Origin of the sequence: Streptomyces sp. NPDC048361 (assembly GCF_040651795.1) — a bacterium.
Lineage (GTDB): Bacteria > Actinomycetota > Actinomycetes > Streptomycetales > Streptomycetaceae > Streptomyces.
Map to the genome: position 1 here is coordinate 76,855 of NZ_JBEZKW010000018.1, position 14,462 is coordinate 91,316.

Annotated in this window: 15 protein-coding genes; 7 read left to right on the forward strand and 8 right to left on the reverse strand. The window is 70.9% G+C overall.

The window, feature by feature from the left end:
- Positions 1 to 22 precede the first annotated feature (22 nt).
- Positions 23 to 511 (reverse strand): SRPBCC family protein, encoded by a 489-nt coding sequence (locus AB0D31_RS13420; RefSeq protein WP_362721288.1) that lies wholly within the window; start codon positions 509 to 511, stop codon positions 23 to 25.
- The gene (locus AB0D31_RS13425; RefSeq protein WP_362721291.1) at positions 499 to 1,398 is read right to left on the reverse strand and encodes an RNA polymerase sigma-70 factor; all 900 of its coding nucleotides are present in this window, start codon (positions 1,396 to 1,398) and stop codon (positions 499 to 501) included. The genes AB0D31_RS13420 and AB0D31_RS13425 overlap by 13 nt, the downstream gene beginning before the upstream one ends.
- 245 nt (positions 1,399 to 1,643) lie before the next feature.
- On the opposite strand from AB0D31_RS13425, the gene AB0D31_RS13430 reads away from it, so the two are divergent.
- From AB0D31_RS13430 to AB0D31_RS13440, 3 genes are all read left to right on the forward strand, one after another.
- Positions 1,644 to 2,024 (forward strand): helix-turn-helix domain-containing protein, encoded by a 381-nt coding sequence (locus AB0D31_RS13430; RefSeq protein WP_362721293.1) that lies wholly within the window; start codon positions 1,644 to 1,646, stop codon positions 2,022 to 2,024.
- A 182-nt stretch (positions 2,025 to 2,206) separates the two neighbouring features.
- Complete coding sequence (locus tag AB0D31_RS13435; RefSeq protein ID WP_362721296.1) at positions 2,207 to 4,294, forward strand: SpoIIE family protein phosphatase; 2,088 nt, start codon at positions 2,207 to 2,209, stop codon at positions 4,292 to 4,294.
- A 64-nt stretch (positions 4,295 to 4,358) separates the two neighbouring features.
- Positions 4,359 to 4,676 carry a hypothetical protein gene (locus AB0D31_RS13440; RefSeq protein ID WP_362721299.1) on the forward strand — a complete coding sequence of 106 codons (318 nt, stop codon included), beginning with the start codon at positions 4,359 to 4,361 and terminating at the stop codon, positions 4,674 to 4,676.
- 241 nt (positions 4,677 to 4,917) lie between these two features.
- Here the strand turns inward: AB0D31_RS13440 and AB0D31_RS13445 are convergent, their stop codons facing one another.
- Positions 4,918 to 5,562 carry a VanZ family protein gene (locus AB0D31_RS13445; protein WP_362721302.1) on the reverse strand — a complete coding sequence of 215 codons (645 nt, stop codon included), beginning with the start codon at positions 5,560 to 5,562 and terminating at the stop codon, positions 4,918 to 4,920.
- A 296-nt stretch (positions 5,563 to 5,858) separates the two neighbouring features.
- Here AB0D31_RS13445 and AB0D31_RS13450 point away from each other — a divergent pair, with 296 nt between their 5' ends.
- Together AB0D31_RS13450 and AB0D31_RS13455 are read left to right on the forward strand one after the other, a co-directional pair.
- Positions 5,859 to 6,686, forward strand: a complete 828-nt coding sequence (locus AB0D31_RS13450; RefSeq protein ID WP_362721304.1) for a polysaccharide lyase family 7 protein — start codon at positions 5,859 to 5,861, stop codon at positions 6,684 to 6,686.
- Between the two features lie 183 nt (positions 6,687 to 6,869).
- Positions 6,870 to 7,139 carry a GlsB/YeaQ/YmgE family stress response membrane protein gene (locus AB0D31_RS13455; protein ID WP_362721307.1) on the forward strand — a complete coding sequence of 90 codons (270 nt, stop codon included), beginning with the start codon at positions 6,870 to 6,872 and terminating at the stop codon, positions 7,137 to 7,139.
- A gap of 328 nt (positions 7,140 to 7,467) precedes the next feature.
- Here the strand turns inward: AB0D31_RS13455 and AB0D31_RS13460 are convergent, their stop codons facing one another.
- The 4 genes from AB0D31_RS13460 to AB0D31_RS13475 form a co-directional block, all read right to left on the reverse strand.
- On the reverse strand, positions 7,468 to 7,644 hold the full coding sequence (locus tag AB0D31_RS13460; RefSeq protein WP_362721409.1) for a hypothetical protein: 177 nt from the start codon (positions 7,642 to 7,644) through the stop codon (positions 7,468 to 7,470).
- Positions 7,645 to 7,659: 15 nt separating this feature from the next.
- Positions 7,660 to 10,044 carry an excinuclease ABC subunit UvrA gene (locus AB0D31_RS13465; RefSeq protein WP_362721310.1) on the reverse strand — a complete coding sequence of 795 codons (2,385 nt, stop codon included), beginning with the start codon at positions 10,042 to 10,044 and terminating at the stop codon, positions 7,660 to 7,662.
- 218 nt (positions 10,045 to 10,262) lie between these two features.
- On the reverse strand, positions 10,263 to 10,616 hold the full coding sequence (locus AB0D31_RS13470) for a VOC family protein (RefSeq protein ID WP_362721313.1): 354 nt from the start codon (positions 10,614 to 10,616) through the stop codon (positions 10,263 to 10,265).
- A gap of 294 nt (positions 10,617 to 10,910) precedes the next feature.
- On the reverse strand, positions 10,911 to 11,105 hold the full coding sequence (locus AB0D31_RS13475; protein WP_362721316.1) for a CsbD family protein: 195 nt from the start codon (positions 11,103 to 11,105) through the stop codon (positions 10,911 to 10,913).
- A 151-nt stretch (positions 11,106 to 11,256) separates the two neighbouring features.
- Here AB0D31_RS13475 and AB0D31_RS13480 point away from each other — a divergent pair, with 151 nt between their 5' ends.
- Complete coding sequence (locus AB0D31_RS13480) at positions 11,257 to 11,571, forward strand: hypothetical protein (RefSeq protein ID WP_362721319.1); 315 nt, start codon at positions 11,257 to 11,259, stop codon at positions 11,569 to 11,571.
- A gap of 66 nt (positions 11,572 to 11,637) precedes the next feature.
- Here AB0D31_RS13480 and AB0D31_RS13485 read toward each other — a convergent pair whose 3' ends face one another.
- Complete coding sequence (locus tag AB0D31_RS13485; protein ID WP_362721322.1) at positions 11,638 to 13,221, reverse strand: MFS transporter; 1,584 nt, start codon at positions 13,219 to 13,221, stop codon at positions 11,638 to 11,640.
- A gap of 163 nt (positions 13,222 to 13,384) precedes the next feature.
- Here AB0D31_RS13485 and AB0D31_RS13490 point away from each other — a divergent pair, with 163 nt between their 5' ends.
- Positions 13,385 to 14,401 (forward strand): AsnC family transcriptional regulator, encoded by a 1,017-nt coding sequence (locus AB0D31_RS13490; RefSeq protein WP_362721398.1) that lies wholly within the window; start codon positions 13,385 to 13,387, stop codon positions 14,399 to 14,401.
- Positions 14,402 to 14,462 lie beyond the last annotated feature (61 nt).

Consider the following 14,462-nt stretch of genomic DNA (forward strand, 5'->3'; position numbering starts at 1 on the left):
TCCCCTCGCACCGGCCCGTTCCTCAGGCCGGGCGCCGACGGCCCGTCGCCTTCCGCTCAGCGCGGGGGTGGCGGGTCAGCGCCGATTCGGCGGCGCCGAGGATGCTGTCGAACGAGCGGATGATCATCGGCCGCACCACGGCCCGGGTGAGGAAGGGGCCCACCACCGGCATCGCCATCTCGGCACGGGTCGTCCAGGTCACCCTGGTCCCGCCGTCCACCTCGGTGAACGTCATGCTGCCGAACTCGTGCCGCGACGGCGGCACACTGCGCTCGACCACGTACTCGGTGGTGTACGGCGCCTCATAGCGAGTGATCCGCTCCCTCAGCCAGCCGATCATCCACAGGTGGCTGCGCACCGCGCCGACGCCGTAGGGCGCGTCCTTGCCGCGCCGCGACAGCCGGCAGCGCAGCACCAGGGGCGAGCGCGTGTAGTGGGTGGTCGTCGTGAGCCAGGCGAACACTTCGTCGATGGGGGCGTCGATGACGCGCTCGGCGGTCATGGTTTCCACGGTCGGTCTGCTCCTCTGTCGAGTGGCCGCACCGTGTCGTCGCGGTGCAGCTTGTCGGGGTTGCGCATGGCGTAGAGGCCGGTGATGCGTCCGTCGTGGATCTCGAAGGCGACCAGCCAGTCGAGCTCCCCGTCGTTCAGGAACCGCGCCGCGGGCATGCCGTTGTAGGTGGCGTACTCGATGCGGGTGGCCCCGGTGATGCTGGTACGGGCCACGCCGAGGACGAACCGGGCGACGTCGAGGTGGCCGGTGACCGGACGGCGGGCCGCGGACACCTTTCCGCCGCCGTCGGAGATCTGGACGACATCGGGCGCCATGAGATCCATCAGGCCCTGGATCTCGCCGGCCGACGTCGCGCGCAGGAAGCGCTGGACGATCTCCCGGGTGGCCTCGGAGTCGGGCTCGAAGCGGCGCCGCCGCGCGTGGACGTGCCGCCGTGCCCGGTGCGCGATCTGACGTACCGTCACCTCGGTCTTGCCGACGGATGCGGCGATCTCGCCGTGGCTGTAGCCGAAGACGTCGTGCAGCACGAACACCGCGCGCTCGGTGGGGTTCAGCGTCTCCAGGACGAGCATCAGGGCCATCGACACCGACTCGGCGAGAACCGCGTCCTCGCTCACCGAGGGGCCGGTGCGGATCGGCTCGGGCAGCCAGGTGCCGACGTACTCCTCGCGCCGGGCCCGGACCGCGCGCAGATGGTTGAGGGACTGCCGGGTCACCACGCGCACCAGGTAGGCCCGCGGATGCTCCACACCGCCCGGCTCGACCGCGCTCCACCGCAGATAGCTCTCCTGCAGCACGTCTTCGGCGTCGGCCGCGCTGCCCAGCATCTCGTAGGCGATGGTGAACAGCAGCGCGCGGTGTTCGGTGAAGGCGTCCTCAGCCACGACCCGCTCCCTCGCATCGCCTCCCCCACTCCCCGGCATCCTGTCCGCCCCTCCCCACGATCCGTCCATGCCCATCGAGACACTCGGCCCGCGCCGAACGTGACACCCAAGGAATGTGATCTGCTTCACATGCCATCCCGGGGTGTGCGTCGCGCTCCCGCCCCGCCCCGCCCCCGAGAGCCGTCGGACGCACGACACACGATGCCCCGTTTCTTTGCGTGAATGCCCCGTCATACCCTCAGGGGATGGGCGCCGTACCCGAGCCTCACGCCGGCTGGACGTTTCTGACCAATCACGCCCGCGTCCTGGCCGCGATCGCCGACGATCCGTCGACCCGCATGCGTGACATCGCCGCACACTGCCGACTCACCGAGCGTGCCGTCCAGCGGATCATCGCCGACCTGGAGGAGGCGGGTTACCTCTCGCACACCCGGCACGGCCGCTCGAACACGTACCGCATCGAGCCGGGCACACCCCTGCGGCACCCCGCCGAGGCCGGGCTGTCCGTGGCCACCCTGCTCGCGCTCTTGGCCCGCCACGACGAACAGCGTGACGAGCAGCCCGGCCCCTGGACCGACTCGGCCTCCGGAGGGGACCGGGAATCCCAGTCCGGCCGGTCCCGCTGAGGATCGGCCTTCCCATCGAGCCCGCCCCGCCGACGCACGGCAGGGGTGGCAGCCACCGTCACTCACCGTGTTCGTCACGATTCTCCTGCCGCGCATGGTCTGCCAATCGGACCGGACGGGGAGAAGATGGTGAAGGCGCTGGGACAGGAGTGAGGCACCGGCAGGCTGACGAAGGGCCGACGATGAACGCATCCGAGGTATCCGGGGAGCGGCTCGGCCCCGTGCGCGTCGCCGCGTCCGAGCCCGGCGGCCTGCTCGACGTACTGGGAGTCGCCGCCATAGTGCTGGACGAGCACGGCCGGATCGCCCTGTGGAGCCCGCAGGCCCAGGAGCTGTTCGGCTGGGACGCGCAGGAGGCCCTCGGTCAGTCCGCCGCCAAGCTCCTCGTCGCCGAGGAACACCGCCCTCTCGTCCTCGACCTCTTCGCCCGGGTCATGAGCGGCGGCGGCACCTGGGCGGGTGTCTTCCCCATCCGGCACAAGGACGGCCGTACGCGGATGGTGGAGTTCCGCAACATGCGGCTCCAGGACGAGCACGGCAGCCTGTACGCGCTGGGCATCGCCACCGACGAGCCGACGGTACGCGCCGTCGAACGGGACCTCGCGCTCTCGGTACGCCTGGTGTCGCAGTCCCCGATCGGTCTCGCGGTGCTCGACACCGATCTGCGCTACGTGCTGGTCAACCCGACGCTGGCCCGCATCAACGGCGTACCCGCCGACGAGCACATGGGCCGTACGGTCCATGACGCCCTGCCGTTCCTCGATACCCCCTCCATCGAGTCGGCGATGCGCCGGGTCCTGGAGACCGGGGTGCCGCTGCTCGACCAGACGGCGATCGGCCGCACACCGGACGACACCACCGAGCGCGCCTGGAACGTGTCGTACTACCGCCTCGAAGACTCCGCGGGGCGCGTCCTGGGCGTCGCGATCTCGATCGTGGACGTCAGCGAGCAGTACCACGCGGCGAACGAGGCCGCCGAGGCCCGCAGACGCCTCGATCTGATCGCCCGGGCCTCCGTCCGGATCGGCACCACCCTCGACCTCAGCCGCACCGCCCACGAACTCGCGGACCTCGTGGTGACGGACTTCGCCGACATCGCCGCCGTGGACCTCCTCGACTCGGTCCTCGACGGGCGTGGCGCCGGCGAGGAGCCCGAGTCGGGACCCGTGGCGATCCGGGCCCTCGCGGTCGCGGCGGCCTATCCCACCGACGCCCTCCAGGCCGCCGACACCCCGGGCAACATCGCCAAGTACAACGCGGAACGCCTGGTCACCCGGTGTGTCACCACCGCACGGCCGGTACTGATCAGCCATGTCGGCCCGGGCGACCTGAGGAACATCGCCCGTGACGAGGAAGCCGCCCGCCTGCTGGCCCGCGCCGGGCTCCACTCCTACCTCGCGGTTCCGTTGATCGCCCGCGGCGAAGTCCTCGGCGCCCTCGACCTGAAACGGGCCCGCAACCCGCAGCCCTTCACCCACGACGACGCGGTTCTGGCCCTCGAACTGGCCACCCGGGCCGCCGTCTGCATCGACAACGCCCGCTGGTTCCAGCAGCAGCGCCACGCCGCGCTCGCCCTCCAGCGCCACCTGCTGCCCCGTCAGCCGCCCCAGCCCACCGGGCTCGACGTCGCCTACCGCTACCAGCCCGCGGCCGCGATCGGTGAGGCAGGCGGAGACTGGTTCGACGCGATCCCGGTGGCCGGGGACAAGACCGCCCTGGTGGTGGGTGACGTGATGGGCCACGGCATCAACGCCGCCGCCACCATGGGGCAGTTGCGCACCGCCACCCGCACCCTGGCCGGCCTCGACCTCGACCCCGCCGACGTCCTGCGCCACCTCGACCGGATCACCGCGGAGCTCGACGAGACCACCGCCACCTGTGTGTACGCCGTCTACGACCCGCACCGCACCGAGTGCCGCATCGCCCTCGCCGGCCATCTGCCGCCCATCTGGGACCGGCCTGGCCGCGCCCCTCGCTTCCTCCAGTTGCCGACGGGGGCGCCGCTCGGCGTCGGCGGCGTCCCCTTCCGGGCCACCACGGTCGACTGCGCGCCCGGCGACCGGCTCGTGCTCTACACCGACGGCCTGGTGGAGACCCGCGACCAGCCCATCGACGACCGGCTGCGTGCCCTGCTCGACGCGCTGACCCACCACCGTCTGCCACTCGAAGCGACCTGCGACCGGCTGCTCGCCGCGCTGCCGCCGCCCCAGCGCCACGACGACATCGCCCTGCTGATCGCCCAGGTCACGCCGGGCCGCCGGGCGAACTGACGCTCCGTTATTCGCGTCACGCCGGGGGTGTACGGAGGCGGCCTACTGGGCACCTCCTACGGTTATGACCACCTACGTCGTTACGATCCCCGGAACCCTTCTCGGCGAGCGCACCGAGGAGCGGACCCAGACCCTCAAGCAGGCTTTGCGCCCCGTCGATCCGCGGAGCACCCGTCTCGGAGAGGCCGAGCACCTGGAGATGCTCACGTTCTACAGCGGGTCGTCGGCCTTCAGCGTGCGCCTGGAGGTGGAGGCCGACGACACCGGGACCGCCGAGCAGGACGCCCGCCGCACGGTCACCGACGCGCTGCGCACGGCGGGCTACGCCGAGGACGAGGCGCCGCTCGGCGACGCGGTCATCACCGGAATCACCACGGAGTGAGTACGCACCCGGCGCCCGGCGGTCGATGACCGCCGGGCGCCGAGTCGTGTGCGGGGCGCGTGCGGGGCGAGCGTGACCGAGTGGCGTGTGCCGGGTCCCTTCACGCGGCCGGGTGCCGGAGTGACGGGCCCGGTGCCGGGCTTTCACACGACTGGGTGCCGGCCTCTCCCGCGGCCCGGTGACGGGCTTTCACGCGGCCGCGTGCCGGGTCCCGTTCACTGGGCCGGATACCGAGTCCCGTTCACGGGGCCGGCTTGCGCGCCCCGCGCAGGATCGCGGGAAGCCGCCGCAGCGCAGGTGTCCGCCAACGGCTGTCGGCGGCGGGGGCCACCGCTTCGTCGGGTTCCCGCATCGGGGTCTCCTCGTCCTTGCGCCGCTGCCACCAGTGGTGACGCCGGGGATGCAACGCGCGGCCGAGGCGGCGCCCCAAGAGCAGGTAACCGGTGAAGGCGCCGAGCGAGTTGAGGATGACGTCGTCGATGTCGAAGGCCCGGCCGGTGATGAGGAGCCCTTGGGCGGTCTCGACGGTCAGCATCACGAAGGCGGTCATCGCCACCACGCGCACCAGTCCCCGTGTCCTCGGGAACAGCACCGGCAGCAGTACGCCGAACGGCATGCCGAGCACCACGTTGCCGCCGACCTGCTTCACCGTGTCCCGCCAGTCGGGCTGGGCGAAGTAGGCGCGAATCGAGTCGCCCGGGTGCAGGTTGGTATGCGTGAACCGGACCGACCCTGGCGACGGAACGAGGGTCGCCCGGGCCAGCAGCACCGCGAAGCCCACCATGCAGATGAAGCCCACGATGATGACGGCGGCGCGCGCGGCCGTCGCCCGCCAGGTGTGCCGTTGGAGCCGGGGCGCTGAGTGAGGCCGAGCTTCTGATCCCATGCCCCGCCGGGTACCCCGAGCTCTTGCGCACACGCGCGCCGACGCGACGACGTCGTACGCCAACGCGATTCGGACCGACGGCAGTTCACCGAGGCGCGGCACCGACAGCACCACGGCGTCCGACCTATTGACGCGTCCACGGCGGAGCCCTACGGTTTCCCCGTTCACATCCAGGCATTCTGTTCAAGATGGTGAACTCACCGAAGGAATGCCGCCCGGGTGCCATCCCGGCGCCCGACGCTCCGCCTTCACCCCTCACCCCTCACCCACACCCCACCCACGGGAAGGCTTTTCCTATGCGCATACGTCCGCTGCTCCTCCCCCTCGTCACGGCCGCGGCCGCCGTCGGCAGCCTCGCCTTCACCGGCCCCGGAACCGCAACTCCTGTCCAGCTGAAGGCAGTTGCCGCGTCCGGCGTCGGCGCATCCGACAGCGCGGCCGCCTCGGTGGCACCCGGCGGCACCTTCGACCTCTCCGTGTGGGAGCTGCAGGAGCCGGTCGGCTCCCCGGGGTCGCCGACCACGATCCCCTCGTCCCGCCTCCAGGGAGCCAACGGGTTCCAGGACACGTACTTCTACAGCGACTCCCGGGATGGCGCGATGACGTTCTGGGCGCCGGAGAAGGGCGTCACCACCCCGAACTCGAACTACGCCCACTCCGAGCTGCGCGAGATGAACCGCGACGGCAGCCCCGCGAACTGGTCCCTGAGCGGCAGCCACCGCCTCGACGCGACGCTGCGCGTGGTGTCGGTGACCTCCAACGTGTGCGTCGGTCAGATCCACCTCGGCACGGGCGGCTCGTCCACCAAGCCGCTGGTCGAGCTGTACTACCGCGCCAACGGTGACATCGTCCTCGGCACGGAGAACTCACCCTCGGGCGGCCAGACCCTCCACACCGTGGGCAATGTGGCGGTCGGCAAGACATGGAACTACACGATCGGCGTCTCCGGTGGGCACACCGTCGACCTGACGGTCAACGGGAGCACCACCCACTATGCGATCCCGTCCTCGTTCAACGGCTACCGCCAGTACTTCAAGGCGGGCTCGTACAACCAGTCGTCGTCGAGCAGCACGACCAAGGGCGCCCGTGTCGGCTTCTACAAGCTCTCCGTCTCCCACAGCTGAACCCCGGCCGTGAGCCATGACCGCGTGCCCCGGCGCCGTGCCCCCCAATGGCCGACCCGAGTGGCATAACGGTTCCCGACCCGGGCACTCTTCCCGACAGGGCCCCCGGCCACCCGGAACACTTCATCGCCCGCACCGCCGCCCCGGCGGCGCGGGCCCACCTACGTTGGGACGGAACGCGCCATGAGCATCATCGCCTGGATCCTGATCGGCCTTCTCGCCGGCGCCATCGCCAAAGCCCTCATGCCTGGCAGGGACCCGGGCGGCTGCCTCATCACCATGGTCATCGGCATCGTCGGCGGCCTCCTCGGCGGATGGCTGGGCAAGGTGATCTTCCACGTCCACTCCATCAAGGGCTTCTTCCACCTCTCGACCTGGATCGCCGCGATCGTCGGCTCGGTCATCGTGCTCGCTCTCTACCGCCTCTTCGTCGGCAACCGCAGCCGCCACTGAGGACAGCCGAGTCAGGACACGCCAGGGGCCCGCACCCTTCCCGGCCGCGCCTCGACTCCTGGCCGCACCTCGACCGACGTACGGGAACACCGAAGCACCGACCCGCGCGACCCCCGGCCGCCCGTCCACTCCCGTGGGCGGGCGGCCGTTCGGCACATCTGCCGCGACGAGACCGGCCACCATGCTCCGCATCGCAGCGCATGCCGCCACCGTTCGCGGGCAGACGAACCGATACCGCTGGAGTTACAGCACACAGCACGCATGAGGGTCGAGGGAGGCTGCTTCGATGTCGGTACTTGGGCGTTTTCCCGCTGGTGGACCGCGTGGGTCATGGCCGGCCGAGGAGCTGGCGGCTCAGCTCAGGAGGCGTGGCCGGGCCGCCACGGTCGTGATGGATCTGGAGAGCGACGCGTTCCTCGTGGTGGAGCGGCGTCGCGACGAGGTGGCCTGACTTCCGCTCCGCCGAAGGGAGTTCGGCGGAGCGGAAGCCCGGTCGGCGCCTCACGTACATCGTGCCCCGTCAGCGGCCCACGTACGTCGCCAGGTGTTCGGCCGTGAGGGTGGTGCGGGATCCCACCAGGTCGGCCGGTGTTCCCTCGAAGACGATCGTGCCGCCGTCGTGGCCGGCGCCCGGGCCGAGGTCGATGATCCAGTCGGCGTGGGCCATGACCGCCTGATGGTGCTCCACGACGATGACCGACTTGCCGGAGTCCACGAGCCGGTCGAGCAGGCCGAGCAGCTGCTCGACGTCGGCGAGATGGAGCCCGGCCGTCGGTTCGTCGAGCACGTAGACACCGCCCTTGTCGGCCATGTGGGTGGCGAGCTTGAGCCGCTGCCGCTCTCCGCCGGACAGGGTGGTGAGCGGCTGGCCGAGGCTGAGGTAGCCGAGCCCCACGTCGACGAGGCGAGTGAGGATGCGGTGCGCGGCCGGTGTCGCCGCTTCCCCGGTGGCGAAGAACTGTTCCGCGTCGGCCACCGACATCGCGAGCACCTCGCTGATGTCGCGTCCCCCGAAGTGGTAGTCGAGCACCGCGGCCTGGAACCGCTTCCCGTCGCACTCCTCGCAGGTGGTGGCGACCCCGGCCATCATCGCCAGGTCGGTGTAGATGACGCCCGCGCCGTTGCAGGTGGGACAGGCGCCCTCGGAGTTGGCGCTGAACAAGGCCGGCTTCACGTCGTTGGCCTTGGCGAACGCCTTACGGATCGGCTCCAGCAGACCGGTGTACGTGGCCGGGTTGCTGCGGCGTGAACCGCGGATAGGGCTCTGGTCGACCGATACGACGTCCTTGCCCGCAGGCACCGAGCCGTGCACGAGCGAACTCTTGCCGGAGCCGGCGACGCCGGTGACGACAGTGAGTACACCGAGCGGGATGTCCACGTCGACGTCGCGCAGATTGTGTGCCGTGGCACCGCGGATCTCCAGGGCGCCGGTGGACTTGCGGACCGTCTCCTTCAGGGCGGCCCGGTCGTCGAAGTGGCGGCCGGTGATGGTGCCGCCGGTGCGCAGCCCGTCGACGGTCCCCTGGAAGCAGACGGTGCCGCCGCCGGTTCCCGCGCCGGGTCCCAGGTCGACGATGTGGTCGGCGATCGCGATCGTCTCCGGCTTGTGCTCGACGACGAGGACGGTGTTGCCCTTGTCGCGCAGCCGCAGCAGCAGTTCGTTCATCCGCTGGATGTCGTGCGGGTGGAGCCCGATGGTGGGCTCGTCGAAGACGTAGGTGACGTCGGTCAGCGAGGACCCGAGGTGGCGGATCATCTTGACGCGCTGTGCCTCACCGCCGGACAGCGTGCCCGAGGGCCGGTCGAGCGAGAGGTAGCCGAGGCCGATCTCGACGAACGAGTCGAGGGTCTCCAGGAGTGAGGTGATCAGCGGCGCCACCGAGGGCTCCTTGAGGCCACGTACCCACTCGGCCAGGTCCCGGATCTCCATGGCGCACAGGTCGGCGATGTTCTTCCGCTTGATCTTCGAGGAGCGCGCGCCCTCGTTGAGCCGGGTGCCGTCGCACTCGGGACAGACGGTGAAGGTGACCGCCCGCTCCACGAACGCCCGGATGTGGGGCTGCATCGAGTCGGTGTCCTTGGACAGCATCGACTTCTGTACGCGCGGGATCAGGCCCTCGTACGTCATGTTGATTCCGGCGATCTTCATCCGGGTGGGCTCGCGGTACAGGAGGTCCTTGAGCTCGCGCTTGGTGAAGTCGCGGATCGGCTTGTCCGGGTCGAAGAAGCCGGACTCGCAGTAGAGGCGGGAGTTCCAGCCTCCGCCGGTGTAGCCGGGGATCGTGAACGCGCCGTCGTTGAGCGACTTGGTGTCGTCATAGAGCTGCGTGAGGTCGATGTCGGTGACCGAGCCCCGGCCCTCGCAGCGGGGACACATGCCGCCGGTGATGCTGAAGGTGCGCTTCTCCTTCATCTCCTGGCCGCCGCGGCGCACGGTGACCGCTCCGGCCCCGCTGATCGAGGCGACGTTGAAGGAGAACGCCTTGGGCGAGCCGATGTGCGGTTTGCCCAGCCTGCTGAAGAGGATGCGCAGCATGGCGTTGACGTCGGTGGCGGTGCCGACCGTGGAGCGCGGGTCGCCGCCCATGCGCTGCTGGTCCACGGTGATCACGGTGGTCAGGCCGTCGAGCACGTCGACCTCGGGCCGGGCCAGGGTCGGCATGAAGCCCTGCACGAAGGCGCTGTACGTCTCGTTGATCAGCCGCTGCGACTCCGCGGCGATCGTGTTGAACACCAGGGAGCTCTTGCCCGATCCGGAGACGCCGGTGAAGACCGTGAGGCGGCGCTTGGGGATCTCGACGCTGATGTCCTTGAGGTTGTTGACGCGCGCTCCGTGCACACGGATCAGATCGTGGCTGTCGGCGGTGTGCGGCGCCGGCGACTGCGGCTTCGTCCTGGTGGCCATGCTGGTCGTGTTCTCCATCTGTTCGGCCTGTTCGGCGGCGCCGCCGCGCGAACCCCGCCGGGTGGATCGCCGACGCGATCTGCCCGGCTGCGAGCGGTACGTACGGTTGTACTTCGTGCATGCCGGAGCGGGCAACGGCCTTTCGCCCGGGGTCGGGCGGAACCCGGGCGGCGGGGGCGGGCGCTCGCCCACCCCGCCCCGGCGTGGACCCGCCCGCGTCAGCCCTGGATGAGGCCGAGCACGTTGCCGTCGGCGTCGGTGAACGTGGCCACCAGACGGCCGCCGCCGACGTCGTTGGGCTCGTCCTTGACCTTGGCTCCGGCGGCGGTCACCTCGGCGAGCTTCGCCTCGATGTCCGGCACGTGCCAGTACGCCACCGGCGAGGTCATGCCCTGGTCGGCGCCGCCCGGCACCAGGCCGATCTGCTGGCCCTCGACCTCGAAGCCGACGTAGTACGGCTCGTCGCTCGTCGGTCCTGTGCCGAGGAGGGCGGTGTACACCGCCTTGGCCGCCGCGAGGTCGGTCACGGGGTGCAGCACGGTCTTGATTCCCTGCGTGGCTGAGCTGGTCATGGTCGCTCCTGATGTCGTGGGTCCCGGCGGTCCGGGGTGTGTCATGGCCGCCACGTTAGCCACGGCCCAGGGGCCGCGCTTCTCGATTCCTGATCGGTTTCCGAGCGGCTCGGGCAGCGCCTCTCCGCAGCGGTTCGCGACGGTCCCGCGCGGTTCGCAGCGGTCCGCGGGGTCCGCGGGGGTCCGCGGCGGTTCGCAGCGGTCGGCGCAGGAGATCCCTGCCGGCTCGCGCCGACCCGGAGCCCACGACGAAGCCCCCGGCCCAGGAATGGCCGGGGGCTCGACAACCGCAGGTCAGGCGCGGTCGCGACGGTCGCCGAGTGAGTCGCCGACGCCCTTGGCGCGCTCCTTGGCGTTCTCCATCGCACCCTTGGTCTTGCCCTTGGCCTGGTCGGCCTTGCCCTCGGTCTTCATCCGGTCGTTGCCGGTCGCCTTGCCGGCCATCTCCTTGGCCTTGCCCATGGCCTTGTCCTTAGCACTCTCGCCCACGGCGAACTCCTGTTGGTCGGGATCACTGACGACACAAAACTAGGACACATGCTGACAAACCGCTCGACGGGGAGCGCGAAGAGGGGCCGTTGGTGATCGACGGCGCGGCCCGGGGGCGTGCCTCGGCCGGGCGACGGGGCAGGATGGCTTCATGAGCCTCCCCGACGCCATCACCTCCACCCTCGCCGCCCGCGACAAGGTCGACTCCGAGCAGGATTTCGGCCGCACCCGTCAGATCATGACGTTCGTCCACGCGACGGATGACGCCGAGGCGGTCGAACTCGGCATGTTCGAGGGCCCGTTGCCCATTCCCGTCGTCGGACAGAGCATCACCCTGTGGGTCACCGGCCATCCCCTCGTCGTCCAGCGTGTGGAGACGCATTACGGGCTCGGTGGCGCGGACACCCACCCCGGGCGCGAGCAGGTCGCCTCCGTCATCGTGTTCGTGACGCCCCGAACGAGCTGACCCGCGCGGGCAGTTGACATGCCGGTGGCCCCGCACCGGCCGACGGTGCGGGGCCACCGGATCCGTTCACACGCCGGACGACACCGAGTCCCGGCGGGTGCGCGGCGCCGACGCCGCCGGGGCGTCTCCGCCCGCCCCGGGGGCGGCCGGTCGCGCCGGCCGCACCAGCGTGAGGACGAGGAGGCCGCCGAGCGCGGCCGCGAGGGCCGACAGCAGGAAGACACGGTCGAGGCCGGCCGCGAAGGCCTGGTGCACCAGATGCTGTGCCGCGTCGCGGTGCCCGGGGGGCGCCGCTTCGACGAGGCGCTGCGCCTGCCCGCCGGCCAGGGCGGCCGCGCCCCTGGCGGCGTCCGGCACGGTGCCGGACGCCGCCAGCAGGTCGGCGGTCCGGCTGGTGAAGAACGCGCCGAGGACGGCGATGGCCAGGGTCATGCCCAGTTGGCGGAACGTGTTGACCGCTCCGCCCGCCATGCCCGCCCGTTGCGGCGGCACGGTGGAGGCGGCGGCCGAGACCAGCACGGGCGTGGCGAGGCCGACACCGATGCCCGCCACCACGAGCCCCCATACGAGGGAGGACCGCCCCGCGTCGGCGGTCATGCCGGCGCGCAGCAGCAGCATGCCGGCCGCGACCAGCAGGAGACCGCCGCCGATCGGGTAGCGCGGAGCCAGCCGCTGCATGTGGCGGCCGGCGAAGACCGCGACGACGAAGGACGCGGCTGCGAGCGGGGTCAGGGCCACACCCGCCGCGACGGGGCTGAGGCCGAGCACGGACTGGAGCCACAGCGAGAGCAGCACCAGACAGCCGAAGGCGCCGCCCTGCAACAGCAGCGCGCCACTCATCAGACCCGCGAACGACGGGCGTCGCAGCAACGTCAGGTCCAACATCGGGGAACCGCCGCGGCGCGCGGTGCGGTGCTCGATCACCACGAACGCCGCGAGTGCGACCACGGTGACGGCGAAGGCCGCCAGGGTCACGCCCCCGGTCCAGCCGGCCTCGCCGCCGCGTATCAGCCCGTAGGTAAGCGAGCCGGCGGCCACGGTGAACGCGGCCGCGCCGGGCAGGTCGATGCGGGCGGGGGCGCCCGATTCCGTACGGAGCCGGTCGGGCCGCACCACGCGGAGCGTCATGACGATGGCGACGGCCGCGATGGGCAGATTGACCCAGAAGATCGTCGGCCAGCTCAGATGCTCGGTAAGCAGCCCGCCGAGCAGCGGTCCCGCCGCGGCGGCGGCTCCGTTGGCCGCGCCCCACACGCCGAACGCGGTGCCCCGGTCCCTGCCCTGGTACGAGCTGAGCAGGAGGGCGGGTGCGGTGGCGAACATCGCGGCGCCTCCGACGCCCTGCACCACCCGGGCGGCGATGAGTACGCCGGCGTTGGGGGCGAGGCCGCACAGGAGGGACGCCACGGCGAACAGGGCCAGGCCGTAGACGTAGAAACGGCGGTGGCCGAAGCGGTCCGCGAGGGAACCGGAGGCCAGCAGCAGGGCGGCGAGGGCCAGGGCATATCCGTCGATCACCCATTGCAGCGAGGTGAAGGAGGCGTCGAGGTCGTCAGCCATGCTGGGCAGTGCCACGTTCACGATGGTCACGTCCACCAGCAGGATGAAGGCGCCAAGGCAGACCGCCGTAAGGGGCCACCACTTGCGCATGTCAGGTTCTCCAATCGGGTCGAGCGTGGGGTCGGGGAGGGGTCGGGGACCGGAAGAGGTGCTCATGGGTCGCGTGTGGTCCCTGCGAGTGAGTGTGCGACGGCGGCGGTCGATTCAATAAGCCAGTTAGCACTACATGCGCGGATCCGACATCCTGGAGCCCATGCAGACGTATCTCGACATGATCGACCGTACGGACCGTGGACTGTCGGAGGAGGACATGGCGCTGGCGCATGCCCTCCAGATCAACGGAAGGGCCTCGTTCAAGGAGATCGCCGACGCGCTCGGGGTCTCCGACCAGACCGCCGCCCGCCGGTGGTCGCGGCTGCGGACGGCGGGGAAGCTACGGGTCCTCGGCCTGACCGATCCACAGCGGCTGGGCGACTCCCCGTGGGTGGTGCGCGTACGGTGCACGCCCGACGCGGCGGGCTCGATCGGGAAGGCGATGGCCCGGCGCACGGACACCAGCTGGGTCAACGTCAGCTCGGGCGGCACCGAACTGTCCTGCTCGGTCCGTACCCGTGGCGCCGGCATCGAGGAGTCCCTGATTCTGCAGAAGCTGCCCCGCACACCCCAGGTACTGGACGTCTCTGCGCACTGTCTGCTGCATGTCTTCTTCGGGCAGGACCTCAGCACCATCAACAAGCGCGGACCGCTGACGGCCGCCCAGGTCGCCGCCCTCACTCCCCCGCAGGCCCAGGATGGCGAACCGTGCGCCGCCCAGGTGCGGCTGGACGATGGCGACCGTCATCTGCTCGATCTGCTGGCCCGCGACGGCCGGGCGGCGCCGGCGGAGCTGGCCGCGGCGACGGGGCTGTCCCAGTCGACGGTGCGCCGCAGGATCAGCGAGCTGCGGACGGCGGGGGTGCTGTACTTCGACGTCGAGTACCACCCGGACGTCCTGAGGTGGAACTTCCGGGCGACGCTGTGGCTGGAGATCGACCCCTCCCGCCTCGCCGAGGCGGGCGCGGCCATCGCCGCACATCCCGAGGTGTCGTTCGCCGCCGCGGTGACCGGCACGTTCAACCTGTACGCCAGCATCGACGTGGCCAACGCCCAGCTCTTCTACCGCTATCTGACCGAGTCGGTGGCCGCGCTGCCCGGCCTGCGCCACACGGCGACGGTCCCGATCCACCGCACCATCAAGGGCCCCGGCCCCTACCTCCCGGTGCGGGCTTGACCTGTGGCCGTCAGGTCCCGATCAGAGCAGGCGCCCCAGCCGTCAGATCCCCGTTCAAGGG

Bases quoted from the DNA above. Each gene is read 5' to 3' on its own strand.
- AB0D31_RS13430 (WP_362721293.1), top strand. From the start codon at position 1,644: ATGGGCGCCGTACCCGAGCCTCACGCCGGCTGGACGTTTCTGACCAAT.
- AB0D31_RS13435 (WP_362721296.1), top strand. From the start codon at position 2,207: ATGAACGCATCCGAGGTATCCGGGGAGCGGCTCGGCCCCGTGCGCGTC.
- AB0D31_RS13440 (WP_362721299.1), top strand. From the start codon at position 4,359: ATGACCACCTACGTCGTTACGATCCCCGGAACCCTTCTCGGCGAGCGC.
- AB0D31_RS13445 (WP_362721302.1), bottom strand. From the start codon at position 5,562: ATGGGATCAGAAGCTCGGCCTCACTCAGCGCCCCGGCTCCAACGGCAC.
- AB0D31_RS13450 (WP_362721304.1), top strand. From the start codon at position 5,859: ATGCGCATACGTCCGCTGCTCCTCCCCCTCGTCACGGCCGCGGCCGCC.
- AB0D31_RS13455 (WP_362721307.1), top strand. From the start codon at position 6,870: ATGAGCATCATCGCCTGGATCCTGATCGGCCTTCTCGCCGGCGCCATC.
- AB0D31_RS13465 (WP_362721310.1), bottom strand. From the start codon at position 10,044: ATGGCCACCAGGACGAAGCCGCAGTCGCCGGCGCCGCACACCGCCGAC.
- AB0D31_RS13470 (WP_362721313.1), bottom strand. From the start codon at position 10,616: ATGACCAGCTCAGCCACGCAGGGAATCAAGACCGTGCTGCACCCCGTG.
- AB0D31_RS13480 (WP_362721319.1), top strand. From the start codon at position 11,257: ATGAGCCTCCCCGACGCCATCACCTCCACCCTCGCCGCCCGCGACAAG.
- AB0D31_RS13485 (WP_362721322.1), bottom strand. From the start codon at position 13,221: ATGCGCAAGTGGTGGCCCCTTACGGCGGTCTGCCTTGGCGCCTTCATC.
- AB0D31_RS13490 (WP_362721398.1), top strand. From the start codon at position 13,385: ATGCAGACGTATCTCGACATGATCGACCGTACGGACCGTGGACTGTCG.